General features: G+C 62.8%; 29 protein-coding genes and 1 tRNA gene. 14 read left to right on the forward strand and 16 right to left on the reverse strand.

Annotated elements, in window-relative coordinates:
* The first annotated feature begins 127 nt into the window (after window positions 1–127).
* Both N4J17_RS07305 and N4J17_RS07310 read left to right on the forward strand, forming a co-directional pair.
* Window positions 128–1144 (forward strand): tryptophan--tRNA ligase, encoded by a 1017-nt coding sequence (locus N4J17_RS07305; protein WP_198323431.1) that lies wholly within the window; start codon window positions 128–130, stop codon window positions 1142–1144.
* A 10-nt stretch (window positions 1145–1154) separates the two neighbouring features.
* Window positions 1155–1943 (forward strand): RMD1 family protein, encoded by a 789-nt coding sequence (locus N4J17_RS07310; RefSeq protein WP_198323430.1) that lies wholly within the window; start codon window positions 1155–1157, stop codon window positions 1941–1943.
* Here the strand turns inward: N4J17_RS07310 and N4J17_RS07315 are convergent.
* The 12 genes from N4J17_RS07315 to acpA form a co-directional block, all read right to left on the reverse strand.
* Window positions 1940–2917, reverse strand: coding sequence for a ketopantoate reductase family protein (locus N4J17_RS07315; protein ID WP_198323429.1), 978 nt, complete (start codon window positions 2915–2917; stop codon window positions 1940–1942). The genes N4J17_RS07310 and N4J17_RS07315 overlap by 4 nt on opposite strands.
* Complete coding sequence (gene hda / locus N4J17_RS07320) at window positions 2914–3612, reverse strand: DnaA regulatory inactivator Hda (RefSeq protein WP_198323428.1); 699 nt, start codon at window positions 3610–3612, stop codon at window positions 2914–2916. The genes N4J17_RS07315 and hda overlap by 4 nt, the downstream gene beginning before the upstream one ends.
* A 28-nt stretch (window positions 3613–3640) precedes the next feature.
* The gene (gene wrbA, locus N4J17_RS07325) at window positions 3641–4258 is read right to left on the reverse strand and encodes an NAD(P)H:quinone oxidoreductase (RefSeq protein ID WP_198323427.1); all 618 of its coding nucleotides are present in this window, start codon (window positions 4256–4258) and stop codon (window positions 3641–3643) included.
* 24 nt (window positions 4259–4282) lie between these two features.
* Window positions 4283–4633 (reverse strand): arsenate reductase (glutaredoxin), encoded by a 351-nt coding sequence (arsC, locus tag N4J17_RS07330; RefSeq protein WP_198323426.1) that lies wholly within the window; start codon window positions 4631–4633, stop codon window positions 4283–4285.
* A 34-nt stretch (window positions 4634–4667) separates the two neighbouring features.
* On the reverse strand, window positions 4668–5732 hold the full coding sequence (gene truD, locus N4J17_RS07335; protein ID WP_198323425.1) for a tRNA pseudouridine(13) synthase TruD: 1065 nt from the start codon (window positions 5730–5732) through the stop codon (window positions 4668–4670).
* Window positions 5729–6205: a 2-C-methyl-D-erythritol 2,4-cyclodiphosphate synthase gene (ispF, locus tag N4J17_RS07340; protein ID WP_198323424.1), complete on the reverse strand. Its 477-nt coding sequence runs from the start codon at window positions 6203–6205 to the stop codon at window positions 5729–5731. Before ispF ends, truD begins: the two co-directional genes overlap by 4 nt.
* The gene (gene ispD, locus N4J17_RS07345) at window positions 6193–6918 is read right to left on the reverse strand and encodes a 2-C-methyl-D-erythritol 4-phosphate cytidylyltransferase (RefSeq protein WP_198323423.1); all 726 of its coding nucleotides are present in this window, start codon (window positions 6916–6918) and stop codon (window positions 6193–6195) included. Before ispD ends, ispF begins: the two co-directional genes overlap by 13 nt.
* Window positions 6908–7303: a cell division protein FtsB gene (gene ftsB, locus N4J17_RS07350; RefSeq protein WP_198323422.1), complete on the reverse strand. Its 396-nt coding sequence runs from the start codon at window positions 7301–7303 to the stop codon at window positions 6908–6910. The genes ispD and ftsB overlap by 11 nt, the downstream gene beginning before the upstream one ends.
* A gap of 26 nt (window positions 7304–7329) precedes the next feature.
* Window positions 7330–8613, reverse strand: a complete 1284-nt coding sequence (gene eno / locus N4J17_RS07355; RefSeq protein ID WP_198323421.1) for a phosphopyruvate hydratase — start codon at window positions 8611–8613, stop codon at window positions 7330–7332.
* A gap of 81 nt (window positions 8614–8694) precedes the next feature.
* Window positions 8695–9546 carry a 3-deoxy-8-phosphooctulonate synthase gene (gene kdsA, locus N4J17_RS07360; RefSeq protein WP_198323420.1) on the reverse strand — a complete coding sequence of 284 codons (852 nt, stop codon included), beginning with the start codon at window positions 9544–9546 and terminating at the stop codon, window positions 8695–8697.
* Complete coding sequence (locus N4J17_RS07365; RefSeq protein WP_198323419.1) at window positions 9543–11201, reverse strand: CTP synthase; 1659 nt, start codon at window positions 11199–11201, stop codon at window positions 9543–9545. The genes kdsA and N4J17_RS07365 overlap by 4 nt, the downstream gene beginning before the upstream one ends.
* 223 nt (window positions 11202–11424) lie before the next feature.
* On the reverse strand, window positions 11425–12945 hold the full coding sequence (gene acpA / locus N4J17_RS07370) for an acid phosphatase (protein WP_198323418.1): 1521 nt from the start codon (window positions 12943–12945) through the stop codon (window positions 11425–11427).
* A 182-nt stretch (window positions 12946–13127) separates the two neighbouring features.
* On the opposite strand from acpA, the gene N4J17_RS07375 reads away from it, so the two are divergent.
* Complete coding sequence (locus N4J17_RS07375) at window positions 13128–13814, forward strand: DUF2490 domain-containing protein (RefSeq protein WP_232470566.1); 687 nt, start codon at window positions 13128–13130, stop codon at window positions 13812–13814.
* Entirely contained in the window at window positions 13807–15126 is a 1320-nt protein-coding gene (gene clcA, locus N4J17_RS07380; protein ID WP_277458166.1) for a H(+)/Cl(-) exchange transporter ClcA, read from the forward strand. The genes N4J17_RS07375 and clcA overlap by 8 nt, the downstream gene beginning before the upstream one ends.
* Here clcA and N4J17_RS07385 read toward each other — a convergent pair.
* Both N4J17_RS07385 and N4J17_RS07390 read right to left on the reverse strand, forming a co-directional pair.
* Complete coding sequence (locus N4J17_RS07385) at window positions 15104–16078, reverse strand: 2Fe-2S iron-sulfur cluster-binding protein (RefSeq protein ID WP_198322680.1); 975 nt, start codon at window positions 16076–16078, stop codon at window positions 15104–15106. The two genes, clcA and N4J17_RS07385, sit on opposite strands and share 23 nt — an antisense overlap.
* Window positions 16079–16104: 26 nt before the next feature.
* Window positions 16105–16509 carry a group I truncated hemoglobin gene (locus N4J17_RS07390; protein WP_198322681.1) on the reverse strand — a complete coding sequence of 135 codons (405 nt, stop codon included), beginning with the start codon at window positions 16507–16509 and terminating at the stop codon, window positions 16105–16107.
* A gap of 159 nt (window positions 16510–16668) precedes the next feature.
* Here N4J17_RS07390 and N4J17_RS07395 point away from each other — a divergent pair, with 159 nt between their 5' ends.
* Entirely contained in the window at window positions 16669–17130 is a 462-nt protein-coding gene (locus N4J17_RS07395; RefSeq protein WP_198322682.1) for an Rrf2 family transcriptional regulator, read from the forward strand.
* A gap of 47 nt (window positions 17131–17177) precedes the next feature.
* Window positions 17178–17254 (forward strand) — tRNA-Met (locus tag N4J17_RS07400).
* A 59-nt stretch (window positions 17255–17313) separates the two neighbouring features.
* Here the strand turns inward: N4J17_RS07400 and N4J17_RS07405 are convergent.
* Window positions 17314–17787 carry a DUF1353 domain-containing protein gene (locus N4J17_RS07405; RefSeq protein WP_198322683.1) on the reverse strand — a complete coding sequence of 158 codons (474 nt, stop codon included), beginning with the start codon at window positions 17785–17787 and terminating at the stop codon, window positions 17314–17316.
* A gap of 317 nt (window positions 17788–18104) precedes the next feature.
* Here N4J17_RS07405 and N4J17_RS07410 point away from each other — a divergent pair, with 317 nt between their 5' ends.
* The 3 genes from N4J17_RS07410 (at window position 18105) to N4J17_RS07420 (ending at window position 19728) form a co-directional block, all read left to right on the forward strand.
* Window positions 18105–18320 carry a hypothetical protein gene (locus N4J17_RS07410; RefSeq protein WP_198322684.1) on the forward strand — a complete coding sequence of 72 codons (216 nt, stop codon included), beginning with the start codon at window positions 18105–18107 and terminating at the stop codon, window positions 18318–18320.
* Between the two features lie 180 nt (window positions 18321–18500).
* The gene (locus N4J17_RS07415; protein ID WP_232470417.1) at window positions 18501–18827 is read left to right on the forward strand and encodes a hypothetical protein; all 327 of its coding nucleotides are present in this window, start codon (window positions 18501–18503) and stop codon (window positions 18825–18827) included.
* Window positions 18828–19098: 271 nt separating this feature from the next.
* Window positions 19099–19728 carry a hypothetical protein gene (locus N4J17_RS07420; RefSeq protein ID WP_198322685.1) on the forward strand — a complete coding sequence of 210 codons (630 nt, stop codon included), beginning with the start codon at window positions 19099–19101 and terminating at the stop codon, window positions 19726–19728.
* A 252-nt stretch (window positions 19729–19980) separates the two neighbouring features.
* On the opposite strand, the gene N4J17_RS07425 is transcribed toward N4J17_RS07420, so the two are convergent.
* Window positions 19981–20742, reverse strand: coding sequence for a protein-methionine-sulfoxide reductase heme-binding subunit MsrQ (locus tag N4J17_RS07425; RefSeq protein WP_277458167.1), 762 nt, complete (start codon window positions 20740–20742; stop codon window positions 19981–19983).
* Between the two features lie 192 nt (window positions 20743–20934).
* Here N4J17_RS07425 and N4J17_RS07430 point away from each other — a divergent pair, with 192 nt between their 5' ends.
* The 5 genes from N4J17_RS07430 (at window position 20935) to trpA (ending at window position 25099) form a co-directional block, all read left to right on the forward strand.
* The gene (locus tag N4J17_RS07430) at window positions 20935–21402 is read left to right on the forward strand and encodes a cysteine rich repeat-containing protein (protein WP_198322687.1); all 468 of its coding nucleotides are present in this window, start codon (window positions 20935–20937) and stop codon (window positions 21400–21402) included.
* Window positions 21403–21632: 230 nt separating this feature from the next.
* Entirely contained in the window at window positions 21633–22448 is an 816-nt protein-coding gene (gene truA, locus N4J17_RS07435) for a tRNA pseudouridine(38-40) synthase TruA (RefSeq protein WP_198322688.1), read from the forward strand.
* Window positions 22445–23113, forward strand: coding sequence for a phosphoribosylanthranilate isomerase (locus tag N4J17_RS07440; protein ID WP_198322689.1), 669 nt, complete (start codon window positions 22445–22447; stop codon window positions 23111–23113). The genes truA and N4J17_RS07440 overlap by 4 nt, the downstream gene beginning before the upstream one ends.
* A complete protein-coding gene (gene trpB / locus N4J17_RS07445; protein ID WP_198322690.1) occupies window positions 23088–24299 on the forward strand; it encodes a tryptophan synthase subunit beta in 1212 nt (403 codons plus the stop codon). Before N4J17_RS07440 ends, trpB begins: the two co-directional genes overlap by 26 nt.
* Window positions 24296–25099 (forward strand): tryptophan synthase subunit alpha, encoded by an 804-nt coding sequence (gene trpA / locus N4J17_RS07450; RefSeq protein WP_198322691.1) that lies wholly within the window; start codon window positions 24296–24298, stop codon window positions 25097–25099. The genes trpB and trpA overlap by 4 nt, the downstream gene beginning before the upstream one ends.
* The last annotated feature ends 2 nt before the right edge of the window (window positions 25100–25101 follow it).

The raw sequence follows: 25101 nt of genomic DNA on the forward strand, positions 1-25101 counted from the left end.
TATTCTAAACGAATGGTGCGTGCTATGGTGGTTTTGAGCCTCGGATGCCGGTGGCGGCGCCTGGGGTTTTGTGTCATAGTGCCGCCCGCGCCGGCCGGCGCGCCGTTTTTGCCACCCTTTCGTCCACATGAGCAGCAAATCAGTCGTCCTGACCGGCATCACCACCACCGGAACCCCCCATCTCGGCAACTACGTGGGTGCCATCCGCCCAGCGATCGAGGCGAGCCATGACCGGAGCGTACAGCCCTACTATTTCCTCGCCGATTATCATGCCCTGATCAAATGCCACGATCCGGAGCGGGTGCGGCGGTCGACGCTGGAGATCGCCGCAAGCTGGCTGGCTCTGGGGTTGGATACCCAGAATGCCGTGTTCTACCGCCAGTCGGACATTCCGGAGATCGTCGAACTGACCTGGATGCTGACCTGCGTGACCGCGAAGGGGCTGATGAATCGTGCCCATGCCTACAAGGCGGCGGTGCAGGCCAACCAGGAGGCGGATGAGGCCGACCCGGACAAGGGCATCACCATGGGGCTTTTCAACTATCCTGTGCTCATGGCAGCGGACATCCTTTTGTTCAACGCCCACAAGGTGCCAGTAGGCCGGGATCAGGTCCAGCATATAGAGATGGCCCGCGACATCGGTCAGCGTTTCAACCACATATTCGGTGAGCATTTCGTGCTGCCGGAGGCCGTGGTCAACGAGGAAACCGCGGTGCTCCAGGGACTGGACGGCCGCAAGATGAGCAAGAGCTACGACAACACCATTCCCCTGTTCGCGCCGGAAAAGCAGTTGCGCAAGCTCATCATGAAAATCAAAACCAACTCCCAGCTGCCGGGCGAACCCAAGGATCCCGCCGGTTGTACCCTGTTCTCGATCTACCGGGCCTTCGCCAGCAAACACGAGGTCGAGGAAGCCCGGCGCTGGTATGCCGAAGGCATCGGCTGGGGCGAGATGAAGAACAGGCTGTACGAGTACTTGAACGATCACCTTGCAACAGCCCGCGAGCGCTACGAAGCGCTGATCCAGGAGCCTGAAAGGATTGAGCAGGAACTGCGGGCCGGCGCCGCCAGGGCCCGGGCCCATGCCGTCCCGTTCATGCAGCGGATCCGGGAGGCGGTGGGCATACGGCCGTTGGCACCCTGAGTTCCCCGTCATGGCCGCCGCCAACGAACGGGTGATCCGCGTCCGTGCCTGGTTTCTCGGCAGCCGTATCGACTACCGCGAGATCGAACGGGGCGGGGCGGTTGCTTTGGGGCCCCTGACCCTGGTGGTCGGTCGGGAAGGCTACCGGATCACCTTCCGGTTCGGCGTCGTCGTTCTGGTTGGGCTCAGTGCCGAGCAGGAAACGGAAATCCTCCAAGGGCTGCGTCCGACCGTCCACAACCCGCTGGCGGAACCGGAGCTGGAGGAGGTCGATCTCCTGATCCATCCGGAACTGCCGGAGCGGCTGGACAACGAAGGCCGGCTGGTGTTGCGGGAGGCATCGGTCGCCCGCCTGCAGGTCGTCGCCCACGTGCTGGCCAAGAGCTGTGTCCTGTCCTACTACGAACGCAACGTGGCGGAAGAGTTCGATCGCATCGAACAGATCGCCCAGCGTCTGACCCACGCCGCCGGACCGCCGCGGGGCAAGCGGGAAATCCTCAACGAGATCGGCAAGGCCCTCTCCATCATGGGGCGCATGGTGGGGCGGGTCGAGGTCGCTGAGAAACCGGAGATCGTCTGGGACGATCCCCAGCTCGACCAGCTTTACGAACGCTTGGCGACCGAATACGAACTGCGCGACCGGGACCGGGCTCTGTCACGCAAGCTCGAACTCATCTCGCGCACCGCCGAGACTTACCTCGATCTGGTGAACCACCGCCAAGCACTGCGGGTCGAGTGGTACATCGTCATCCTGATCGTCGTGGAGATCGTCCTGAGTCTGTACGAAAAGCTGAGCTAGCTTTTCCGGCCGCCGGACCATGCAGCCGGCGGCAGTGGTCGGGCGGTTTCTTGCCGGTTTTTCACGGAGCCTAGCTCGCGGAGCTGCATCAGGGCATAAACCGATTCCAGATGCGGAATCGCCACGCCGACGCACCGCCCGGCGCGTACCGCGTTGCCGAGGATGGCCTCCGTTTCCATCGGCCGGCCGGCTTCGAAGTCGACCAGCATGCTGGTCTTGTACGGCGGCATCTTGTAGGTGCTGGCGATGTTCTTCTCGACGATGTCCTCCGGCAGAGGATGGCCGTTGGCCGCGGCGACTGCACGGATTTCCTGCATGATCGCGCGGACGAAGTCCTCCTGGGTTGACAGGATGTCCAGGGTGTCGAGGCCGCCGGAGAGCACCGACAGCGGATTGAAGGCGGCGTTCCAGACACATTTCTGCCAGCGGGCGGTGGTGATGTTTTCGGTGGCGATGCCATCGATGCCGGCTTCTTCGAAAGCGGCGGCCAGGGTCTTGACGCGATCCGAGATGCCGCCGGGATAGTTGCCCAACATCAGCCGCCCGTAAGCCTGGTGCTGGATTTCACCAGGCGCGGTACGGGTGACCCCAATGAAGGCCAGCCCGCTGATGACTTCGTTGTCGGGGAAGGCGGCGGCGATTTCCCGTTCGACGTCGATGCCGTTGGAAATCAGGACGATGCTCGTGCCGGGGCCGATGGCCTCGCGCAGTAAGCCGACCCGGTCGGCGCCTTCCACCACCTTGATGCACAGCAGCGCACAATCGGGCTTGGTTTCGAGTTCGGCGGCGGAGCGGACGACTGCCGCCGGCCGGAAGGTATAGTCCCCCAATGTTGCGCTGCGGATGTGGATGCCCTTGGCCTTCACGGTCTCATAGTCGGAGCGGGCGAGCACCGACACCCGGTGGCCGGTCTTGGCGAGCAGGGCGCCATAGAAGCTGCCGATGGCGCCGGTGCCGATCACGAGTAGGTTCATGCGATGTCTTCCAGGTAGCCTTTGATGAAAGGGATGGTGAGCCGGCGCTTTGCGGCCAGGCTGGCATGGTCCAGATCTTCCAGCAGTGCCTGCAGCGAAGCCATGTCGCGGCGGCAGTGCGACAGCAGGAACCGGCCGACCTGGGGGCTCAATTCGAGCCCCAGCATGCCGGCCCGCCGTTCCAGTGCGGCCAGCTTGTGTTCGTCCGTCAGCGGATGGAGCCGAAGGACGAGCCCCCAGGCCAGACGGGTCTTGAGGTCGGGCAGGGCGATGGGCAATTCGGCGGGCGGTGTTGCGGCAGTGACCAGCAGCGTATTCCCGGCATCGCGCAAGGCGTTGAACAGGCCGAACAACCGCCGTTCCCAGTCGTCGCACCCGGCGATCGTGTCGATGTCGTCCAGGCAGACCAGGTTCTGGTTTTCCATGCCCTCGAGCACGGCCGGGCCGCACTCGCCGACCAGCGCCAGCGGCAGGCAGGCGGCGCTGCGACCGCTGTGGAAGGCCTCGCGGCAAGCGGCGTTGACGAGATGGGTCTTGCCCAGACCGGTCTCGCCCCAAAGATAGAGCAGCGTCTCGCCTTCGCCCCGGGCGCTGCGCCGTGCGGCCTCCGCCGCTTCCGCATTCGGTCCCGCCCAGTATGCTTCGAAGGTCTGCAGCGGATCGACGGCGAAATGCAGCGGAATCTGCTGGGCCATGGCGGTGGGTGCGAATGTCCTTAAGGACTTAATCGCCGGTATTTTTCAGCGCCTTGGCGACCCGCGCCAAGCGGGCACCGAAGGCACGGCACAGGGCCCGTTCCTCGTCGCTCAACGGCGAGGCGTCGCCGGTGTGGCGGCTGGGGCCGTAGGGCGTGCCGCCGCTGCGGGTCTTGTGCAGGGCGGCTTCGCTGCTGGGGATGCCAACCAGGATCATGCCGTGGTGGAGGAGTGGTGGCAGCATGGTCAGTAGGGTCGCTTCCTGGCCTCCGTGCATGGAAGCGGTCGAAGTGAACACGCCGGCCGGTTTGCCTGACAGCGCGCCGGAAAACCACAGGGCACTGGTGTTGTCCAGGAAATGCTTGAGCGGCGCGGCCATGTTGCCGAAATGGGTCGGGCTGCCCAGGGCCAGGCCATCGCAATGCTTGAGGTCGTCCAGCGTGGCATATGGCGGCCCCTCGGACGGAACGGCCGCCGCCATCGCTTCGGTGACGGGTGAGACCTCCGGCACGGTGCGCAACTTGGCGATGGCGCCCGGCACTTCTTCCACGCCACGGGCGATCATGCGCGCCATGTCGGCGGTGGATCCGTGGCGGCTGTAATAGAGGATCAGGATTTCGGCGCTGCTGCGTTGGGACTCGGTCATGTCGGTCGGGAGTTGGGAAGGTGGTCAGTCGAGGATGGCCAGTACGTTCTCCGGCGGGCGGCCCAGCGCGGCTTTGCCATTGGCCACGACGATCGGGCGCTCGATCAGCACCGGATGGCTGACCATGGCTTCGATCAGTGTTTCGTCGTCGAGTTCCGGATTCGCCAGCCCCAGCTCCTTGTAGGGGGACTCGCCCTTGCGCAGCAACTGGCGTGGCGAGATTCCCAGGAGCCCCACCAACTCGCGCAGCTTCGCCGCGTCGGGCGGGGTTTTCAGATATTCGACGATGACGGGTTCAATGCCCCGCTCCTCGAGCAGTTTCAAGGTTTCCCGCGACTTGCTGCAGCGCGGATTGTGGTAAATGGTGACGGACATGGCTCAAGTCCTCCGAGAGGGTGTTTTCGAAAAATCAGGTGTCCGGCCAGCCTTGCGGGTCGAATTCGACGAGTTCCCGCAACACCGTGGTGGCATAGGCGCCGGCAGGGAGGGAAAACGTCAGTTCGCAGGCCGAATCCTCGATCCATGCGAATGCGAGATCCGGCACCGGCAGCCGCAGGGCCCGCCGGGCAGTTTCGAGCCCGCAGCGTTCCAGTCCTTCGCGGAATTCTGCGCATTGTGCCAGGGCCGCCCGCTCCATTTCGAGGGCCGTGCCGGAAATCACCGGGTCACCCGTTCCCCACAGCGTTCCGCTGGGATGGATCGTCAGCGCTTCGATGCGCCGCTGGATGTCTTCATCCCGGTTGTCGGCCAGGAAGAAGCCGTTGGAGCCGGTGAACATGAAGGCGTCGCCCTCCACTGCCCGGTTCCAGCTGCCGTGCCCGACCCGATGGGCGAGGATACGGTTGAACAGGTAGGAGCGCGCCGCCGACAGGTACAGCGAGCGCTTGTTGCGGTCGATACGGCGGCGTGGCTCGGCGAACAGCCGCAGTGCTTCCTGCAGATTGCGGCCGCCGTGGCCGAAGCGCTGCGGGCCGAAATAGTTCGGCACGCCGGCCGCGCGGATCGCCGCGCAACGGGCTTCCAGGCCGTCGCACGCACCTTCGAGTCCCCGTACGAGGATGCGGAAGCGGTTGCTTGCCAAGGCGCCGCGTTTGAGTTTGCGGTCGTGCCGCGTATGGCGCAGGACGGCGATGCTTTCGCATTCCAGGGCGCTCCAGTCGGGGGCGGGCCTGCCTGCCAGTGCCACGCTGAACCACTGGGAGGCGACGGCATGGCGGTCCTTGAGACCGGCATAGCCCACGTCCATCGGTTTGACCCCGGCCAGCCTGGCGATCCGCTGTGCCACATAGTCGGTGTTCTCCCCCGTCTTGCGGATGTGCAGGAAGGCGTGTTCGCCCTGACCGGTGGGTTCGAAGCCGAGGATCTCGTCGACCCGGAAGTCTTCCGGGGACACCCGGAGACGGCCTCGGCAGTTCAGTACGCCGTGTGCCCGCGGCAGATCACCGACTCCGGCGTGGTCGGGGTGCTCGGTCATCGGCGGGTGAGGAGGGCGACGGCGTGCGCCGAAATCCCTTCGCCGCGGCCTTCGAATCCCATGCCTTCGGTGGTCGTCGCCTTGACGTTGACGCAGTCAAGGGGAATCTCCAGGTCCTGAGCGAGGTTTGCACGCATCGCCTGAATATGGGCGGCCAGCCGCGGAGCCTGGGCCACGACGGTCACGTCCACGTTGCCGACGGTGTAGCCGGCACCGGCGACTTTCTGTCGCACCTCGCGCAGCAATACGCGGCTGTCGATGCCCTGGTAGCGGGCATCGGTGTCCGGGAAATGGCGGCCGATGTCGCCGAGGGCGGCCGCGCCCAGCAGGGCATCGCACAGGGCGTGCAGTGCCACGTCGCCGTCGGAATGCGCGGCGAATCCCCGGTCGAACGGGATCTTCACGCCGCACAACACCACGTGGTCGCCTTCCTTGAAACGGTGGGCGTCGTAACCTTGGCCTATTCGAAACATTGTCGCTCCAGATAAAAGGCGGCCAGGGGGAGATCCTCCGGCCGGGTGATCTTGATGTTGTCGGGGCGCCCTTCGACCACCTCGGGCGCCAGGCCGGCCAGCTCCAGCGCGTTGGCTTCGTCCGTCACCGTCAGCCCGCGTTGGGCCGCTGCCGCCAGCGCCTCCTTGAGGAGGCGGTAGCGGAACATCTGCGGGGTGAGGGCGCGCCAGACGCGGTTGCGGTCGGGGGAGCCCTGGATCGCTCCGTTCTCGACGGTTTTGAGGGTGTCGGTGACCGGCACCGCCAGAATGCCGCCCACGGGGTGGTTTTCCAGGGTTTCCATCAGGTGCTCGACGTCGGCACGGGTGATACAGAGGCGGGCCGCGTCGTGGACCAGCACCCAGTCGCCGTCCGCGGCGCGGTCGGCCAGGGCGGTCAGTGCGTTCAGCACAGAGTCCGCGCGTTCCCTGCCGCCTTGGGTGGTCAGCACCCGCGGCTCGCGCGAGCATGGCAGCTCTGGCCAGAACTCGTCGTCCGCGCCCAGTGCGACCATGACCGCGGTGATGCGGCGGACCGAGAGCAGGCGTTCGAGCGTGTGCTGCAGCACCGGCTTACCCGCCACTTCCAGGTACTGCTTGGGGATATCCGCACCCATCCGTTTGCCTATGCCGGCGGCGGGAACCACAATCCAGAAGCGTGGGTCGGCTTCGTCGTTCTTCGGGTCAGCGTTCATGTTCCGGGGTTTTGGCTTCTTTCCGCTTCGGCTCAGTCGCGGCCGGAGCCGGAGGTGCGGACTTGCCCGGCTTGCGGGCCGGCGGCGCCGGCTGGAGACTGGGCGAGGGATGCGCCGCGTCGATGATCTGTATCAGGGTTTCGCCTTCCTTGATCATGCCCAGGTCGCGGCGCGCATATTCTTCGATGGCATCGGTGCCTTTCCTGAGGTCCATGATCTCGGCTTCCAGGGCCGCGTTGCGTTGCCGCCGTTTCTCCCCTTCCTCGGTGAGTTCCGCAATGCGTTCCTGCAGCCTTTGCATTTCCCGCAGGTTGCCATCGCCAAACCACAGCCGGTACTGGAGCAGGGCGATCAGCACGAGGAGGAATGCGGTCAGTTTGTTCACCCCGGCTCCGGGCGCCCAGCCACGGTTCAGGCAAGGTTTTTGACGACGCTGCGGCCGCCGTAGCGCGCTTTGTCACCCAGCTCTTCCTCGATCTTGAGCAGCCGGTTGTATTTGGCGATGCGATCGGAGCGGCTGAGCGAGCCGGTCTTGATCTGGCCAGCGCAGGTGGCGACAGCGATGTCGGCGATGGTGGCGTCCTCGGTTTCGCCCGAGCGATGGGACACGACCGACGTGTACCCGGCTTCCCTGGCGATATGGATGGCTTCCAGGGTTTCGGTCAAAGTGCCGATCTGGTTGACCTTGATCAGGATCGAATTGGCGATCCGGGCTTCGATGCCCTGTTTGAGGATGGCCGGATTGGTCACGAACAGGTCGTCGCCCACCAACTGGATGCGCTGGCCGAGCCTGTCAGTGTGGATGCCCCAGCCGTGCCAGTCGTTTTCCGCCATGCCGTCCTCGATGCTGATGATGGGATATTTATCGACCCAGGTGGCCAGATAGTCCGAGAACTCTTCCGAGGTGAACTGCCTGCCTTCCGAAGCCAGGGTGTAGATGCCGTCCGAATAGAACTCCGAGCTGGCGACGTCCAGTCCCAGACAGATGTCCTCGCCGGGCCGGTAGCCGGCTTTCTCGATGGCTTCCAGGATGATACCGATGGCGGCCTCGTTGGAAGGCAGGTTCGGCGCGAAGCCTCCTTCATCACCCACGGCGGTGGCCAGGCCCCGGTCCGACAGCACTTTTTTCAGGGTGTGGAACACCTCTGCGCCGTAACGCAGCGCCTCGCGGAAAGTGGGTGCGCCCACCGGCAGGATCATGAATTCCTGCATGTCGATGCTGTTATCGGCATGGGCGCCGCCGTTGATGATGTTCATCAGCGGTACCGGCAGCAGAAATTCACCGTTGCGGTTGAGGTAGGCGTACAACGGCTGTTTCGCGTCGGCCGCGGCAGCGTGGGCGGCCGCCAGCGATACCGCCAGGATGGCGTTGGCGCCGAGCACGCCCTTGTTGTCGCTGCCGTCCAGTTCGATCAGTCGCCGGTCGATTGCCGCCTGGTCGGCGGCGTCCATGCCGGCCAGGGCGGTCTTGATCGGACCGCGGATGTTCGCCACGGCTTTGAGCACACCTTTGCCACCATAGCGTGAGGCGTCGCCGTCGCGCAGTTCGATGGCTTCGCGGGCGCCGGTGGATGCGCCGGAGGGCACCATGGCGCTACCTTCCGCGCCTGAATCCAGGATCACTTCCGCCTGGACGGTCGGGTTGCCGCGGGAATCCAGAATCTCCCGGGCCAGGATGTCGACAATCTTGCTCATGGGATCACCATTGGGTATGCGTTGGGGGACGGGACGACGGCACGAGAAGGCATCCCGCTCGCCGATGTTATGCGGCCCGGATTACAGCAGAGGGCTCGCCTTGACAGTGCGGTCGAGGGTCGACAGCAGCTCCAGCAAAGCCTTCATGCGGTCCAGCGGCCAGGAATTGGGACCGTCGCTCAGGGCGCGGTCGGGCTCGGGGTGGGTCTCCATAAACAGGCCCGAGATGCCCACTGCCACCGCCGCCCGCGCCAGTGCCGGCACGAATTCGCGCTGTCCGCCGGAAGCGGTGCCCTGGCCGCCCGGCAATTGCACCGAGTGGGTGGCGTCGTAGACCACCGGGCAGCCGGTCTCGCGCATGATGGTCAGCGAGCGCATGTCCGAGACCAGATTGTTGTAACCGAAGGAGACCCCGCGTTCGCACACCATGATATGCCGGTTACCGGTGGCCAGCGCCTTGGCGGAGACGTGCTTCATGTCCCAGGGCGCCAGGAACTGGCCCTTTTTGATATTGACCGGCTTGCCCATATTGGCGACGTTCTGGATGAAATTGGTCTGGCGACACAGGAAGGCCGGGGTCTGCAGCACGTCCACCACCGACGCCACTTCCTGCAAAGGGGTGTCCTCATGCACGTCGGTCAGCACGGGCACCCCGATCTGGCTTTTGACCTCGGCCAGGATGCGCAATCCCTCTTCGATGCCAGGCCCCCGGTAGCTCGTATGGGAGGAGCGGTTGGCCTTGTCGAAGGAGGACTTGTAGATGAACGGCATGCCCAGCGCGCCGGTGATTTCCTTGAGGGTGCCGGCGGTGTCCAATGCCAGCTGCTCGGTTTCGATGACGCAGGGGCCGGCGATCAGGAACAGCGGGTGTTCCAGACCGACGGGAAAGCCGCAGAGTTCGAACGGCCGGACCGATGTTTCGATGTTGCTCATGATTGGACCCCGCCGCTCTGCGGCTGTGCCGTATCCTCGCTGTGCGCGCAGGCCGCGCGGACGAAGCCGCTGAACAGCGGATGGCCATTACGCGGCGTGGAGGTGAATTCGGGATGGAACTGGCAGGCCAGGAACCAGGGGTGGCCGGGAATCTCCACCATCTCCACCAGGCGCCCGTCCAGCGATTTGCCGGAAACCCGCAACCCCGCCGCTTCCAGCGTCTTGAGGTAGTGATTGTTGAATTCGTAGCGATGGCGGTGCCGTTCGGTGATCACGTCCTTGCCATAGGTGGCATGGGCCAGCGTATTGGGTACCAGCCGGCATTTCTGTCCGCCCAGCCGCATGGTGCCGCCCAGGTCCGAATTGCCGCTGCGGTATTCGATGCCGCCGGTCTCGGTCTTCCACTCGGTGATGAGGGCGATGACCGGATGCGGCGACGATGGCAGAAACTCGGTGCTGTGCGCACCCTCCAGGCCGGCCACGTTGCGGGCGAATTCGATCACGGCCACCTGCATCCCAAGGCAGATGCCGAGGTAGGGGACGCCGTGCTCACGGGCGTATTTCACCGCCGCGATCTTGCCTTCGATGCCGCGCTCGCCGAAGCCGCCGGGGACCAGGATGGCATCGACCCCTGCCAGCATGCCCGTGCCGTGGTCCTCGATTTCCTCGGACTCGATGAAGCGGATGTCGACCGCGGTGCGGGTGTGGATGCCTGCGTGGACCAGCGCTTCGCTCAGCGATTTGTAGGCATCGGAATGGTTGACGTACTTACCGACCATGGCGACGGTGACCGAGCGTTCCGGATGCTTGAGCGCATCCACCACGCGATGCCATTCGCTCAGGTCGGCGGGGCCGGCATCGAGCCGCAGCTTGCGGACAACGATTTCGTCGAGCTGCTGCTCGTGCAGCAGGGCGGGAATCCGGTAGATGGTGTCTGCGTCCACTGAAGCGATGACCGCGTCTTCCTGCACGTTGGTGAACAGCGCGATCTTGCGGCACTCACTCTTCGGGATCGGCCGGTCCGAACGGCAGATCAGGATGTCCGGCTGGATGCCGATGGTGCGCAGCTCTTTGACGGAATGCTGGGTCGGCTTGGTCTTCAACTCGCCGGCGCTGGAGATGTAAGGCACCAGGGTCAGGTGGATGAACAGTGAGCGTTCTTCGCCCAGATCGACCCGCATCTGGCGGATCGCCTCCAGGAAGGGCAGGGATTCGATGTCGCCCACAGTGCCGCCGATCTCGATCAGCGCCACGTCATAGCCTTCCGCGCTGAGGCGGATGCCACGTTTGATCTCGTCGGTGATGTGGGGAATGACTTGCACGGTGGCGCCGAGATATTCGCCGCGGCGTTCCTTGCGGATCACGTTCTCGTAAATCTGGCCGGTGGTGAAACTGTTCGCCTTGCCCATGGTGGTGCGGACGAAGCGTTCGTAATGGCCCAGGTCGAGATCGGTTTCGGCGCCGTCCTCGGTCACGAACACCTCGCCGTGCTGGAACGGGCTCATGGTGCCCGGATCGACGTTGATGTAGGGATCGAGCTTCGTCAGCGTGACTTTCAACCCGCGCGCCTCGAGGATCGCGGCGAGGGAGGATGCAGCAATGCCTTTACCCAGCGACGAAACGACTCCGCCGGTGATGAAGATGTATTTCGTCATGAAAGCTCGAATCTGTGCGATGAGGAGATGTCCGAGAGGGCTCGGGGAGCGCCCATAACTATGGGCAGGACGGCACGGACAATTTTAATATTTTAACCAAAGCCATGGGGGTGCGTCACGGGCGCCGCGGGCGGGGTGTTGGGCAAAGCCCTCCGGTCGGTTTTGCCCAGTGGAGCCGGTCTTGGGCTGATCTGCCTGGCAGGCTGTGATGCTCCGCGCGGAATCATGAGCCGAAATCGAAGGCGTGGGTCAAATCCCCGGCATTCGGGCGCACGCCTGGCAATGGTTCCAGACCGAAGCGGCGGGTGATGAATTTGATGATCGAGGTCGTGTCATACGGCGTATGGTCCACGTACCCCCGCCGGGCGAAGGGAGACACGACGATTGCCGGGATGCGGACACCAGGGCCCCAACGGTCGCCCTTGGGCGGGGCAACGTGGTCCCAGAAACCGCCGTTTTCGTCATAGGTCACGATAATCGCCGTGGTCGGCCAGAGCGGACTTGCCTGGATCTTGCGGACCAAGCCGGCAATATGGGCATCCCCGGCGAGGACATCGGCGTAGCCCGGATGTTCGTTCAATCTGCCCTGCGGCTTGTAGAAGCTGACCTGGGGAAGGGTGCCGGCTTCGATCGCGGCCAGGAAGTCCGCGCCATCCTTCAAGTGCTCGGCCCGCTCTGGTGTGCCCGGCGCATAGCGGGCGAAATAATTGAAAGGCTGGTGGTGGGCCTGGAAATTCGGCGAGTCCTCCCCCTTGCCATAGATCACTTGGCGCGGCTGCGTATCCCGCATGCCTTCTTCGACGGCGGCGTTCCATGCGCCGGCATACCAAGCCCAGGTCACGCCCTTCGCACTCAGGGTGTCGCCGATGGTTTTGAACGACTGCGGTGGCAAGGGGTGTTTGGACGGGTCGGCCAGACGGCGGTCGCCGCCGGCCGCGGGTGGGATGCCGCTGGGCTGGTAAGGCGGCTGTTCATTGAGCACCGCGTAGCCGTCCGGCGTGATGCGCGAGGCGGTGTATTTGGCGGGCCCCTGCAGAGCGCTGGGCGGAGAGTCGGGTGCCCGGAGCAGGCGGCCGGAAGCGTCGAGCCGGGCGACCCGTTCCGGCGGTGCGTCCGGAAACACCGGTGTGCAAGCGCAGACCAGCCAGAAATGGTTGAGGAACGAGCCGCCGAAAGCGCCCATGAAGAAATTGTCGGCCAGGGTGAATTCCCGGGCAATGTCCCACAGCGGGAGCTTCGATCCGTCGTAATAGCCCATGACGAGGCCGCCGGCATCGGATACGGCGGCGAAGCGGTTCATGCGGCCGCCGTTGATCTGTTCCTGATTCTGGTAGAAGGCGTGGACCAGGTCGCGCGTTTTCTGCGACAGTGCCATGCCGACGGGCGGCGCGTCCAGCCGGAACGGGCCGTTCGGCAGTCGGGCCGGGAAGGCCGGGTCGGGTCTGGCATCGCCGCTCAGCCAGACCGGCGGCAGATAGGGCAGGGGCGAGCCGTCATGATCGATCTGCCGCTTGGAGTCTTCGCTGGCATTGGCGATTCCGTTGGCGCCGGGGAAGAGACCATAAAGGTTGTCGAAGCTGCGGTTCTCGGCGTAGATCACGACGATGTGCTCGATTCGGTTCAGCGCCTCGTCCGCGGCGGATGCCGGTTTGGCCTGTTGGGCTCCGGAACTGCAGCCGCCACAGCTCAGCAGGATGCTGGTGAGGCAGGCGATGGGCCAGTGTCTGAAGGGGGAACGGGGCATATGGGTTACCCTTTAGCGCGTATTTTCGAAGGCGGCGGGGTGAGTCTCCAAAGTAAAGTCCTTAGGCCGTTCCATTTCAAACACGGCCCGGAGAACGAGCATGCACGGGATTCAGCGGTTCGAATAGAGAGGCGGGTGGGATGCGTTCGACGGCCGGTTTTTCGCTTGGAGCGTCGCTGCTGATGGCAGCGTGTCAAGCGGCCGGTGCCGGCGGAATCGAAGGCATGGCCGGTGCCTGGACTTCGCTGAGCCTACTGGGCAGTCTGGGTAGCATGTCTCCGGACTGGCGCAAATTCAAGTGGTATGTGCGGGATCAGGTCCGCCTGCGCGACGACAATCCGCCGAATGCCTGGCGCATGTACGAGGACTTGCTTTGGGTGGGGGTGGGCTATCAAGTCGACCCCCGATTCTTTCTCGGCATCGGTTACGCTCACACTTGGCTGCATCCGGTGGGCCAGCCGGCTTATCAGGAAAATCGCCCGTATGTGGAGGCGGTGCTCACCGATGAAGCAGGGGGATGGAAGCTGGTCAGCAGGACCCGGCTCGAGGAGCGGGTGCTGCAACAGGGTGGTGAAGTCGGCATCCGCTTCCGCGAGGCAGTGACCTGGAGTCATCCCATACGCTTCGTGGCCGAGGGGGTGGAGTTTTACATGGGGGACGAACTCATGGTGTGTCCGAATTACAGCCTATTCGGGCCGGCCGGATTATGCCAGAACCGGATCCTCTCCGGTATTTCCTATCGCTTGAGCCGGAATCTGGGCATGGATTTCGGCTATCTGGGCCAATACATGGCGGGTACGTCGGGTACCGCCGATGTCTGGACGCACAACATCCAGTTCGATTTTCACTATGTCTTCCTGGATGACTGAGGCAGAGCGGTTCGTCCGCCGGAATCGGGAGCGGCGGCACATGTTTCCGCGCGCCTTGCTGGTGGGTCTGCTGGCCGGCGCCGCCGCGGTGGGCTTTCATCTCGGGATGGATGCCGGCGAAGCATGGCGCGCCCGACTGCAGGACTACGCGCACGGCTACGGTGTACCGGGGCTGGCCGTCGCTGCAGCGGCATCGGCCCTGAGCGTATTCCTGGCAGCCTGGTTGGTCGAGCGGTTCGCGCCGGAAGCGGCCGGCAGCGGCATCCCGCAAGTGAAGGCGGTGCTGATGGGCTTGCGCGGGTTCCGCTGGGCCCGAGTGCTGGTGGTCAAGTTTCTGAGCGGGCTGATCGGCATAGGGGGAGGACTCGCTCTGGGGCGGGAAGGGCCGACCGTGCAGATGGGTGGGGCGGTTGCAGAGGGCATGGCTACGACATGTTCGGCATCCCCCGACGAACGTCGCGCGTTGATCGCGGCCGGGGCCGGGGCCGGTCTGGCGGCGGCTTTCAATGCGCCGCTTTCGGGGCTGATATTTGTGCTCGAGGAGTTGCGTGAACGATGTTCGTCGCCGGTGTTTTTCGCCGCGGCGGTCGCTTGCGTCGCCGCGGACACGGTTTGTCGTCTGGCCTTGGGGGAGTTGCCGGCGTTCCGGGTCGAGATTCCCGGCACTCCCTCGCTGACGACGCTGCCGGTGTTCGTCGGGCTGGGTATATCGTGCGGTTTACTTGGTGTCGCTTTCAATCGCGCTTTGCTAGTGGTACAGCGGCTGCACCCGGACCGTCCGGGACCGCGCAAAGTGTTCTGGTTGGGCTGGGGCGGCTCGGTCGGGCTGGTTGGCTGGCTGGCGCCGGATCTGTTGGGCGGCGGTCAGGGGCTGGTCGGCCGGATATTGGACGGTGAAGCCAGCCTGGAGCTGAGTCGGGTTGCGCTCTACTTCGCTGCTCGGTTTGCTCTGACCATCGGCAGTTACGCCACCGGGGCGGCTGGCGGCATCTTCGCGCCGATACTACTGCTGGGCGCTCTGCTCGGGCTCGGTTCCGGAATGCTCATCCAGCAGATGGCGCCGGTGCTGTCTGTGGAGCCCAGGGTTTTCGCGGTGGCCGGGATGGCGGCTCTGTTCACCGGCGTGGTCCAGGCGCCGCTTACCGGGGTGGTGCTGATGATCGAAATGACCGGCAACTATGCGCTCATCCTGCCGCTTTTGGCGGCCTGCTTCGCGGCGCAGGCGGTCACCGCCCGTCTGCACGATCTGCCGATCTACGAAGCGCTGCTGGAGTGGGAACTGAGTGGATCTAGGGCGCGGCGTTCACGTTGAACGGATCGGCGTAGATGTCTTTCATCGCGGCACCTGCCAGGAATGCACGTTTTTTCGCAGCGCTCACCATCTCCGGATGGCCGCAGAGGAACAGCCGTTTGTCCTTGAAATCCCCGATCTCACGGAACGCGATCTCGTGGGCGCGGCCTCCCTCCAGGCCCGGTGCCGGTTCTTCGCCGGAGACGCAGGGCACGTATTCGAAATTCGAATGGTTCCTCGCCAGTTCCCTCAGCTCGCCGGTCAGATAAAGACCCGCCCGATTCCTGCTGCCGTGGAACAGGCGGATCGGCCCGCTGTGTCCTCGCCGCAGGGCATCGCGCAGGATGCCGTACAGCGGGGCCAGGCCGGAACCTGTGCCTATCAGTACCATCTCCTGCTCCGGCCGGCCGGGAACATAGAAACAGTCACCGCTTGGACCCCGAATTTCCACGGTCTGGCCGGCGCGCAGCTCCTCGTGTATCCAGCCGCTGACTCTTCCCTGCGGGAGTCGCCGCACGTGCAAATGCAGATGTTCGTCATGCCCAGGCACGCTGGCCAGGGAGTAGCTTCGCCCGAGCGTGGGGTCGCGAAACAGATTGATGAATTGCCCGGCCCGGTATTCCAATGGGGCGTGGCATTCAAGCGACACATGCATGATCTCGCCGTTGAGCGGTTCCAGGGCCGTGACGGTCGCAGGTAGTGAGCACACGACCTCTTGGGGAAGCGCCGCTTCGAGGTCGTCGGTCGGGTGGCAGACGCAGGCAAGGAAATAGTTCTGGAGCTTCAGCGAGTCTTTCAGCCCCCGCTGCGAGTCCTCGGGCGGGACACCGCGGACGGCACGCATCAGGCAGGTCTGGCAGACCCCGCTACGACAGGAAAAGGGGACAGGCGCGCCGTGCCCGACGAGACAATCCAGGACGGACTGGTGCTTGTCGAGGGGATAGGTGTTTCCGCCATAGGTGATGCTCGTCATGGTGGCGCTCCTGTCGATTCCGCGCTTTAGCGGCCGAGGACGTCGTTGCGGGTACTCTCGGCGATTGCCGCCGCCTGGGCGATCAACTCGTCGGGTACGTTCAGCTCTTTCATGGTGGCGCCCAGGTGTTCCATGACGGCGTCGAAGTGGGAGTCGTTCAAGCCCTGCTTGACCAGGTGCGCGTGTCCGCGCCGCATGTCCATGCCGGTGTAATTGTGGGGCCCGCCAAATGCCATGGTCAGGAATGCCTTCTGCTTGGCGGCCTGTTTTTCCATGTCGACCCCCTCGAAAAACCGGTTGATGCGGGGATCGGCCAGTACCTTACGGTAGAAGATGTCCACGGCGGCATTCACCGCGGCTTCTCCTCCCAGTTTTTCATAGAGCGAGGCATGGGATTCGTTCCACCAGTCGGCGAGTTTCTTTTCGGTCATGAGCTTCTCCTAGTCGATTTATGCGAATGCGATGCACCGGGGTCGAATACTGTTATAAGATGCATAGCAAATACAAATTTAGGATCGACACGAGCTCGTGTCAAGCCCTCCTGCGAGCACGTGTTATGCTATCGTCAGCTGTCCAAACAGGTATCAGCCATGCAACTGACCCAGTTCACGGATTTCTCGCTGCGGGTCTTGATTTATCTGGTCCGCCTGCCGGAACCCGGCATGGCGACCATCCCGGAAATCGCCGAGTACTACCGGATTTCGCGGAATCACCTGGTGAAGGTGGTGAACACCCTGGCCAATGCCGGCCTGCTCGTGACGATGCGCGGCAAAGGCGGTGGGCTGAGGCTGGCGCGTCCGGCCGACACCATCACCATCGCCGAGGTGGTACGTCTGACCGAGCCGAACATGAATCTGGTCGAATGTTTCGATCCGAAGGCCAGTCACTGCCGGATCGACCGAGGCTGTTTCCTCAAGGCCATCCTGTACGAAGCGCGGAAAGATTTCCTAGCCGCACTCGAACGTCACACGCTGGCCGATGCAGCCCGCATGGGCTTGGGATCGGAAGGTGAGTCCCCGGTACTGAAGAGGCTTGCCCAAGGATGTGACTAACAGGGCTTGCAAATCTCGGAAGCGCGGGTATAATTGCTGTTCTCAATCGCGGGGTGGAGCAGTCCGGTAGCTCGTCGGGCTCATAACCCGAAGGTCGTAGGTTCAAATCCTGCCCCCGCTACCAAGATTCAAAGGCTTGCGCGCTCCCGCAAGCCTTTTTCATTTCTGCGCAGCTGTTTCGTATCATCGGGCCAGATCCGGCCAGCCAGTCCGGCTCCATAGCGGGTTGAGGGCGTTTTGGCGATCGCCATGCCTGGCCCAGATCGGGCATCCAAACCAGCGGACCATTTGCCACATGAGCCTTTGTGTCCACGGTCCTGTGCCGGACCAGGGGTCGGCCTCCATGGCTTCCCTGAAGATGTTGTCCGCTTCCTCACGGGTCAGCGGGCGGGTGCCACCCTTCTCCAGAGGGAGTCTGTGGGTTTGGTAAGCATAGTCATGGATGACGGCGGGACGGATCGCCCGTCCTCCAGCCAGCAGATAGGCGAGTGGAAGTCGCGGCACCGACGCGAAATCGGTGACAAACTCGTCCGGAATGTACACGGACTCGCCCAGGAAAGCCGATTCATAGCGAAGAGGTGTCAGCGTGATCCAATTGGCCGCGCCTTCACCCCAGCCGTAGAGGCGTACCTCCAAATCATTCAGGAACTGGCTCATAGCGATCCACTCCACTCAAAAATCGGGGTCGGCCAAGCCCGGATGCGATGCTGCTGGCCGGGACTGGATTATACACGGCGGCGGCAGGGACTTTTGGGGAGTATCGTACCGGCCTGACGACGCGATGTCGGAACTGGTAGCAACTGGCTATGGTCTAATTTGTCGATAGGCGCGTCCACGGCGAAGCAAAGCAAGGAGGTTGCGCACGTACCGGCATCGCGTCCCCCTGAGTCCCTGCCGCCGATTCCCTCGAATCGGCGCGCAAGGCGGCAAAATAAGCCGGGTAACTGGCTGGCAGATCTGCGAGGTCGGGTACTATGTTCGAAAATTTCTTCGCTGAATTCAACGCTTATCTCCTCGGCCATCCGGCATTTCTGGCCAAACTGAAGTTCTTGTTTTGGTTGAAATATTGGATTCTGATCGGGCTGATGGCGGTTTTCATCTATCTCCTTTACAAGGAGCGGCATGCCGACGGCAACTCGCCGAGCCACAAGCCTGATACTTTGCGTGGCTATAATTCATTCGAAGCCTGACATTTAAAGTCGGGCGGGATCGTGAGTAACGGGCCAATGCCGGCGTCGCCCACGTTCCCGCTGGGCAGCTTCGTCAAGGTTGACGTGATATGCAGATTGCAAGGCGAGCCTTCGCTTCTACCGGCAAACGCTCCCGAAGCGGATCCTGTTTTTTGAATGTAAAGACGAGGAGGACCGACCATGTTTGCGAAATCTTTTCTGATGTTGGCCGCCCTGCTGGGCGCTTCTGGAGCCGTCTTGGCCACCCCTAACATGTACTGGGATCACATGCAGTCGAACCTGAGCCAAGCCGACTGCGTGAGCCGGGGCGAGTCGCTCATGTCGGCGCAGACGACGGGTAGGATCAGTAAGGACGCCGATTCCGTCCGTTCTTGGACCGACAAGACCCTGGCAGTGATCGAGTGCATTCGAATGGGCGATCACATGACCGTGATGGTGCTGGTGGGTAGCGACGATGCGGCCACCGGTAGCAAATTGCTCGATGCTTTGAAGAAGGGCATGCAGTAATCCTCCTGAACGTCAGGGTGACCTCCATCCTAGCCAGAAATGCAGGAGGCGGCCAAGGGAAAAGCGGCTTTGCATCGTTCGGTGCAAACACCTGTCCGCAGCTCGTCGGCTCCGGCGCCGCCCTGGCGCTGTCCCTCCCCGGTGCTCGCCGCCGGTCGGTTCTATCATTGTCCTGCGGTCTGGCCATTTTGGCTTGACGCAGAGCTTTCGATCTCATAGGTTCTCTGCAGCGACCGGCTGGCGATCTGTGTCGGGATCGGAAACAGAGGATATGTGGTGCCGCCCCGGGCCTGACTGGGCTGCACGGATAAGAACTAGAACGCTTTGGCTGAGGCTCAAAATGAAAAAGTGCGAAACTTGTGACTCGTCAGGGATTGGCGGGAACCGCGTCGTGATCGGTAAAAACCATGGTCAAATCCCGTATGCAACGCGCATCTTCGGGGTATTCATGATTTATCTGCCTATCCTGACTCTGCCTTTTGTGATAATCAGCGCCTATATCAGTTATTTCCATCTTAAGCTGATGGGGGCGGAAAACGTAAAGACGTTGAAAGACTTTTTGCCTGATCGAGCCAGTTTCCGATATAAGCTGTCAAACCAGATCGTCATGCGGCCTGGCTACAGGCTCAGTCCCACCCAGTCCAGGTTGTTTTGGGTACTTAATTGTACTTGGTATTGTCCTTTCAGCGTGGGATTGTTCGAATGGCATGCTTATCTGGTCAAGCTGGTGGAGAACTGGTGGTGCCCATTTTTTCACGGACGGAAAGAAGGCCATTATCAGGAGGGCGCGATCGACCGTTCGTTCTGGCATATTTTTCCGGAGGACGTGGTCAAACTCGATCCCGAGGACCGGGATAACCCGATCTGGAATGAGGACGCCAGTGGCGTTCGGGAGCATTGAGGGCCGGCGGTTGAAAGGGGTGCCGGCGCCGTCAAGTGGTTTCCATGACATGAAACTTGGGATTTCATAGGGTCTTGGGAACCGCCGCCGATCATGACAGGAAGCATGGCACGGTTTTGTTTTTCAGGTTTGTCCGATACGTAAGCGGCTCGTTATGCGGTTAAAGCAGAGCATGTTTACTGTATGGCATTCAAAGGAAATTATATTATAGGACCAGCTGAGGGAGAGGGTTCTGCTTACCGGGTTCCGCCGCTAATCCGTCGGTTGCGGTGCCGAGGGGTTCGCAATCGTGGGCTGTCGCGGACCGGTGGAGGGGTGGCTGGCTCGCCGCCGGCTCGCATCGTCCAGTCGCAGGCACAGCAGGACCGCCAGAATCGCGACGTAGAAGGCTGGTCCTGACGTGTCCCGTTTTACCAGCCAGAAATAATGAAATATGCCGGCCGCGGCCGAGACATACGCCCATCGGTGCAGGAGGCGCCAGTTTCTGTGGCCGAGACGTCGGGCCAGGGCCCGGCTGGAGGTGGCGGCCAATGGAACCATGATCAGGAAACTCGTCATACCGGCAGCAAGAAAGGGGCGCCTGATAATGTCCCGCCAGATTTCGCGCGCGTCGAGAAAATGGTCGAAAATCACATAGTTAGAAACATGGAGGCAGGCATAGAAGAAGGCCAGAAGGGCGGTTGTACGACGCAGGCGAATGAGCCAGTGTCCGCCGGGGAATTTGGCCAAAGGTGTGATGGCGAGGGTGCCCAGCAAGAGCCTCAATGTCCAAAGGCCGCTGCTGTGGGAAATGGTCTCGACGGGATTGGCACCCAGGCCGTGGGTCAAACTGCCCAGTGCAAGTGAGAGAAAAGGAACTGTCCCGGCGACGAACAGTCCTCGGTTGAGCAGCCGGATGGTGGATTCGGAGGGGGGCTTCATGATGGCTGACAAACCTTGAGTGGACTCCTCGTGCGTTTGGCGGAAGGGAAGCGGACCTGGCATGGCTGAGTGTGCCGCTGGGTTATTTTCCACCCCCTTCCTTCATTTTGCAAAAATGGCAGTCCCCGGCCGTTCGGACGGAGCCTGTTTCAAGCCGGATAGGTTTTTCCAGGGTGTCTGGCTACAATGCCGGACGTGCGCCGCCAGCGGAAGGGCCGGTTCAGGCCGGAACTTGCGGGCAAGGGGGGCGCGATTCCTCACATCACCCATAAAAAGGAACATCTCATGCACAGTGCACGCTCTCTGTTCGCCGGTCTGCTGTTGGCGGCATTCCTGACGCAGCCCGCTTGTGCGGCGAAGAAGGCCGAAACCAAAGGCCCCGCGCCCGCCGAGCAGGCTCGGGTCGACGACCCGGTTTCCACTTTCAAGACCGGCTGCAAGGCCGAACTGGACAAGTTCTGCAAGGATGTGATGCCCGGAGACGGACGCCAACTGGCTTGTCTTTACGCGTACCAGGACAAGCTCTCCACACGGTGCGAATATTCCATCTACGATGCCGCGGCCCAGCTTCAGCGTGAAGTCAACGCTCTGAGCTATGTGGCTGCGGAGTGCGACGACGATCTGGACAAATTCTGCGCCAATGTCGATCCCGGCGAAGGGCGGCTGTTGGCGTGCCTGGAAAAGAACGAAGCCAAGGTCAGTTCGCGTTGCAAACAGGCGATCCAGGACACGGGTCTGAACAAAGCCAAATAAGAAGCCCGATTCCACCTGTATCGGCACAGCCGTGCCTGCTTCGCCGATACAGGCCCCAGAAAACCTGTGCCGTCGCTGTCTTGATTTTGTCAGGGACGGCCGTGTCTTGCTGAATCAAAGGGTTGCGAAGGCCGTCTGCAGGGGGTTCACAGAATTATCCACAGAATCTGTGGATAAAGCGGGAGGGACCGTTTCTGGTACGATAGCGCGCCTCGAATCGGGCCCGGAACATGAGGATCGCCTTAGGCATAGAATACGATGGCAGCGGCTTCGCCGGTTGGCAATGGCAGAACGGTAAGCGCACCGTTCAGGCCGTGGTCGAGCGGGCTTTGAGCCGGGTCGCTGATGCTTCGGTCCGGGTCGTGTGTGCGGGACGTACCGATGCGGGTGTCCATGCCATTGAGCAGGTGGCGCATTTCGACACCGAAAGCCGGCGTAGTGAGCGCTCTTGGCTGCTGGGAGCCAATACCGCGCTGCCGGAGGACGTGCGGATCCTATGGGTGCGGGAGACCGAGCCCCATTTCCATGCCCGGTTGAGTGCGATCGCCCGCTACTACCGCTATGAGATACTGAATCGCCCCATGCGTTCCGCTTTGCGGCCCCGCCAGCTCACCTGGTGCCATGCGCCGTTGGACGTCGAGCGGATGCGGGAAGGAGCGGCCCATCTGATCGGCGAACATGATTTCTCGTCCTTTCGAGCCCAGCAGTGCCAGTCCCGCAGCCCTTTCCGTCACGTGCATTTCCTGCACGTGCGTCGGATAGGTGACAGGGTGGTCATGGAAATCGCAGCCAATGCCTTCCTGCATCACATGGTGCGCAACATTGCCGGGGTGCTGATGGCAGTGGGGGCGGGCAAGCGCGATCCGGCCTGGGTCGGCGAACTGCTGGCCATGCGGGACCGCGCTCGAGGCGGCGTCACGGCGCCGCCGGACGGGCTGTACCTGGGCGGTGTGTGTTATCCGGAACAATTCGGGCTGGTGCGCGATCCCATTTTCGCGCATCTGCCGGCGGATGCCCGCCGCTACGACCCGGACGTTGAATCATGATACCGGCATATCTCTCAGGGCGAACTCGGGTTAAAATTTGTGGTTTCACGCAGGTCGAGGATGCGGCTTGCGCAGTGGCTCTGGGTGCCGATGCTCTGGGTCTGGTGTTCTACGGTCCCAGTCCGCGCAACGTGAGCATCGGTCAGGCGCAGGCCATCGCCGCGGCCGTCCCGGCATTCGTCACCGTGGTGGGTCTGTTCGTGGATGCCGAGCCGGCGCTGGTTCGGGAGATTTGCGCTGGCGTGCGGATCGATCTGTTGCAGTTTCACGGCGTAGAAACCCCGGAGTATTGCGCTGACTTCGGCCGGCCGTTCATCAAGGCTTTGCGGATGAAGCCAGGTGTCGATGTCGGGACCGAAGCACGCCGGTATGCCGGTGCCGCCGGTTTGCTGCTCGATGCCTACCAGCCGGGAGAGCAGGGCGGAACCGGGATGACGTTCGACTGGCGCAGGGCTGAAACCGATTGCGGTCTGCCGTTGATCCTGGCGGGCGGGCTCACCCCGGCCAATGTGAGAGTAGCCCTGGGAACGGCGAAGCCTTACGCGGTGGATGTATCGAGTGGGGTGGAGAGGGAGCGGAAGGGAATCAAGGACCACGACAAAATGGCGGCGTTTTTACGCGAGGTGTACGAATTTGACTATGCGAGAAGAGATTCAGCCCTATAACCTGCCGGATGACCGCGGTCACTTTGGACCTTATGGCGGCATTTTCGTCGCCGAAACCCTGATGGAGCCGCTGGAGGAGCTGAAAGCCGCCTACCATCGCTACATGAAGGATCCGGAGTTTCTCGCCGAGCTGGATCACGATCTCAGCCATTACGTCGGCCGTCCTTCGCCGATCTACCATGCCGAACGCCTGAGCCGTGAGCTCGGTGGTGCACAGATCTACTTCAAGCGGGAAGACCTCAATCACACCGGTGCGCACAAGGTCAACAACACCGTCGGTCAGGCCCTCTTGGCCAAGCGTATGGGTAAGCGACGGGTGATCGCCGAAACCGGTGCCGGCCAGCACGGCGTCGCCACCGCTACCGTGGCCGCCCGACTGGGAATGGAATGCGTGGTCTACATGGGTGCGGTCGATGTCCAGCGCCAGGCGCTCAACGTGTTCCGTATGAAACTGCTCGGTGCCACCGTGGTGGCGGTCGAATCGGGCTCCAGAACGCTCAAAGACGCTTTGAACGAAGCCATGCGCGATTGGGTGACCAATGTCGATGATACCTTCTACATCATCGGTACGGTGGCAGGTCCCCATCCCTACCCCGCCATGGTGCGCGATTTCCAGGCCGTGATCGGCCGCGAGGCGCGCAGCCAGATGCTGGAGATGACCGGGCGCCTGCCCGATGCGCTGGTCGCCTGCGTGGGGGGCGGTTCCAATGCCATCGGTCTGTTCTACCCCTTCGTCGACGACCGGGAAGTTGCCATGTACGGGGTCGAGGCCGCCGGTGATGGCATCGAGACCGGTCGTCATTCGGCGCCGCTGAGCGCCGGCCGTCCCGGCGTGCTGCATGGCAACCGAACCTATCTGATGGAAGACGAAGACGGTGAGATCATCGAGACCCATTCCATCTCCGCCGGCCTGGATTACCCCGGCGTCGGGCCGGAGCATGCCTGGCTCAAGGATTCCGGCCGTGCGACCTATGTCAGTGCGACCGACGCCGAGGCGCTCGAGGCATTCCACACCCTGACCCGGTTGGAGGGCATCATTCCGGCGTTGGAATCCAGTCATGCCGTGGCCTATGCCCTCAAGCTGGCGCCGAGCCTCGGTTCCGACAAGATCGTCCTGGTCAACCTCTCCGGCCGTGGCGACAAGGACATCCACACCATCGCCACCCGGGAGGGTATCGTTCTGTGAGCCGTCTGACCTCGACTTTCCAAGTGTTGCGTGAAGCCAAGCGCAAGGCCCTGATTCCTTTCATCACTGCCGGCGATCCGGAGCCGGGTTTCACGGTGCCGGCCCTGCATGCCATGGTCGAAGCCGGGGCCGACATCATCGAGCTCGGGGTGCCGTTTTCCGATCCCATGGCCGATGGACCGGTGATCCAGAAGGCCAGTGAACGCGCGCTCGTCCATCACATGAGCTTGCGCAAGACGTTGGATCTCGTGGCCGAGTTCCGCCGGACCGATCAGGCGACACCCATCGTGCTGATGGGCTATCTCAACCCTGTCGAGTGCATGGGCTACCAGAGGTTCGCCGACTGCGCCAGGGCGGTTGGCGTGGATGGCGTACTGACCGTCGATATGCCGCCGGAAGAGGCAGGTGAGTTCGTGCCGCTGCTACACCGGGCCGGAATCGATCCGATTTTCCTGCTGGCGCCCAACAGTTCCGACATGCGGGTTCGGCGGATGGCAGCGCTCGCTCGCGGCTATCTGTACTATGTATCACTCAAGGGGGTAACGGGTGCATCGCATCTCGACCTCAGCCAAGTCGAAAGCAGGATCGCCCACATCAGGTCGCTGACCGATCTGCCCATCGGGGTCGGTTTCGGCGTCAAAAATGCCGACACCGCGGCGGCCATCGGGCGGTTCGCTGATGCCGTGGTGGTGGGCAGTGCCCTGGTGGAAAAGATCGCGGCGGCTCAGGACCGGCCCGAACAGGCGCGTAAGGACATCATCGACCTGCTCGCCACCATGCGGCGCGCGATGGATGCCTGAAT

The organism is Methylococcus capsulatus (assembly GCF_036864975.1).
GTDB lineage: Bacteria > Pseudomonadota > Gammaproteobacteria > Methylococcales > Methylococcaceae > Methylococcus.

Excerpts from the sequence above, each read along its gene's own strand:
- N4J17_RS07310 (WP_198323430.1), top strand. The coding sequence starts at position 1,155 with ATGGCCGCCGCCAACGAACGGGTGATCCGCGTCCGTGCCTGGTTTCTC.
- hda (WP_198323428.1), bottom strand. The coding sequence starts at position 3,612 with ATGGCCCAGCAGATTCCGCTGCATTTCGCCGTCGATCCGCTGCAGACC.
- N4J17_RS07415 (WP_232470417.1), top strand. The coding sequence starts at position 18,501 with ATGTTTGCGAAATCTTTTCTGATGTTGGCCGCCCTGCTGGGCGCTTCT.
- N4J17_RS07385 (WP_198322680.1), bottom strand. The coding sequence starts at position 16,078 with ATGACGAGCATCACCTATGGCGGAAACACCTATCCCCTCGACAAGCAC.
- N4J17_RS07315 (WP_198323429.1), bottom strand. The coding sequence starts at position 2,917 with ATGAACCTACTCGTGATCGGCACCGGCGCCATCGGCAGCTTCTATGGC.
- truA (WP_198322688.1), top strand. The coding sequence starts at position 21,633 with ATGAGGATCGCCTTAGGCATAGAATACGATGGCAGCGGCTTCGCCGGT.
- eno (WP_198323421.1), bottom strand. The coding sequence starts at position 8,613 with ATGAGCAAGATTGTCGACATCCTGGCCCGGGAGATTCTGGATTCCCGC.
- wrbA (WP_198323427.1), bottom strand. The coding sequence starts at position 4,258 with ATGACCGAGTCCCAACGCAGCAGCGCCGAAATCCTGATCCTCTATTAC.
- kdsA (WP_198323420.1), bottom strand. The coding sequence starts at position 9,546 with ATGAGCAACATCGAAACATCGGTCCGGCCGTTCGAACTCTGCGGCTTT.
- arsC (WP_198323426.1), bottom strand. The coding sequence starts at position 4,633 with ATGTCCGTCACCATTTACCACAATCCGCGCTGCAGCAAGTCGCGGGAA.
- N4J17_RS07440 (WP_198322689.1), top strand. The coding sequence starts at position 22,445 with ATGATACCGGCATATCTCTCAGGGCGAACTCGGGTTAAAATTTGTGGT.
- ispD (WP_198323423.1), bottom strand. The coding sequence starts at position 6,918 with ATGAACGCTGACCCGAAGAACGACGAAGCCGACCCACGCTTCTGGATT.
- truD (WP_198323425.1), bottom strand. The coding sequence starts at position 5,732 with ATGACCGAGCACCCCGACCACGCCGGAGTCGGTGATCTGCCGCGGGCA.
- N4J17_RS07410 (WP_198322684.1), top strand. The coding sequence starts at position 18,105 with ATGTTCGAAAATTTCTTCGCTGAATTCAACGCTTATCTCCTCGGCCAT.
- N4J17_RS07390 (WP_198322681.1), bottom strand. The coding sequence starts at position 16,509 with ATGACCGAAAAGAAACTCGCCGACTGGTGGAACGAATCCCATGCCTCG.
- ispF (WP_198323424.1), bottom strand. The coding sequence starts at position 6,205 with ATGTTTCGAATAGGCCAAGGTTACGACGCCCACCGTTTCAAGGAAGGC.
- trpB (WP_198322690.1), top strand. The coding sequence starts at position 23,088 with ATGCGAGAAGAGATTCAGCCCTATAACCTGCCGGATGACCGCGGTCAC.
- N4J17_RS07365 (WP_198323419.1), bottom strand. The coding sequence starts at position 11,201 with ATGACGAAATACATCTTCATCACCGGCGGAGTCGTTTCGTCGCTGGGT.
- N4J17_RS07395 (WP_198322682.1), top strand. The coding sequence starts at position 16,669 with ATGCAACTGACCCAGTTCACGGATTTCTCGCTGCGGGTCTTGATTTAT.
- N4J17_RS07430 (WP_198322687.1), top strand. The coding sequence starts at position 20,935 with ATGCACAGTGCACGCTCTCTGTTCGCCGGTCTGCTGTTGGCGGCATTC.
- clcA (WP_277458166.1), top strand. The coding sequence starts at position 13,807 with ATGACTGAGGCAGAGCGGTTCGTCCGCCGGAATCGGGAGCGGCGGCAC.
- N4J17_RS07305 (WP_198323431.1), top strand. The coding sequence starts at position 128 with ATGAGCAGCAAATCAGTCGTCCTGACCGGCATCACCACCACCGGAACC.
- N4J17_RS07405 (WP_198322683.1), bottom strand. The coding sequence starts at position 17,787 with ATGAGCCAGTTCCTGAATGATTTGGAGGTACGCCTCTACGGCTGGGGT.
- acpA (WP_198323418.1), bottom strand. The coding sequence starts at position 12,945 with ATGCCCCGTTCCCCCTTCAGACACTGGCCCATCGCCTGCCTCACCAGC.
- N4J17_RS07375 (WP_232470566.1), top strand. The coding sequence starts at position 13,128 with ATGGCAGCGTGTCAAGCGGCCGGTGCCGGCGGAATCGAAGGCATGGCC.
- N4J17_RS07420 (WP_198322685.1), top strand. The coding sequence starts at position 19,099 with ATGTGGTGCCGCCCCGGGCCTGACTGGGCTGCACGGATAAGAACTAGA.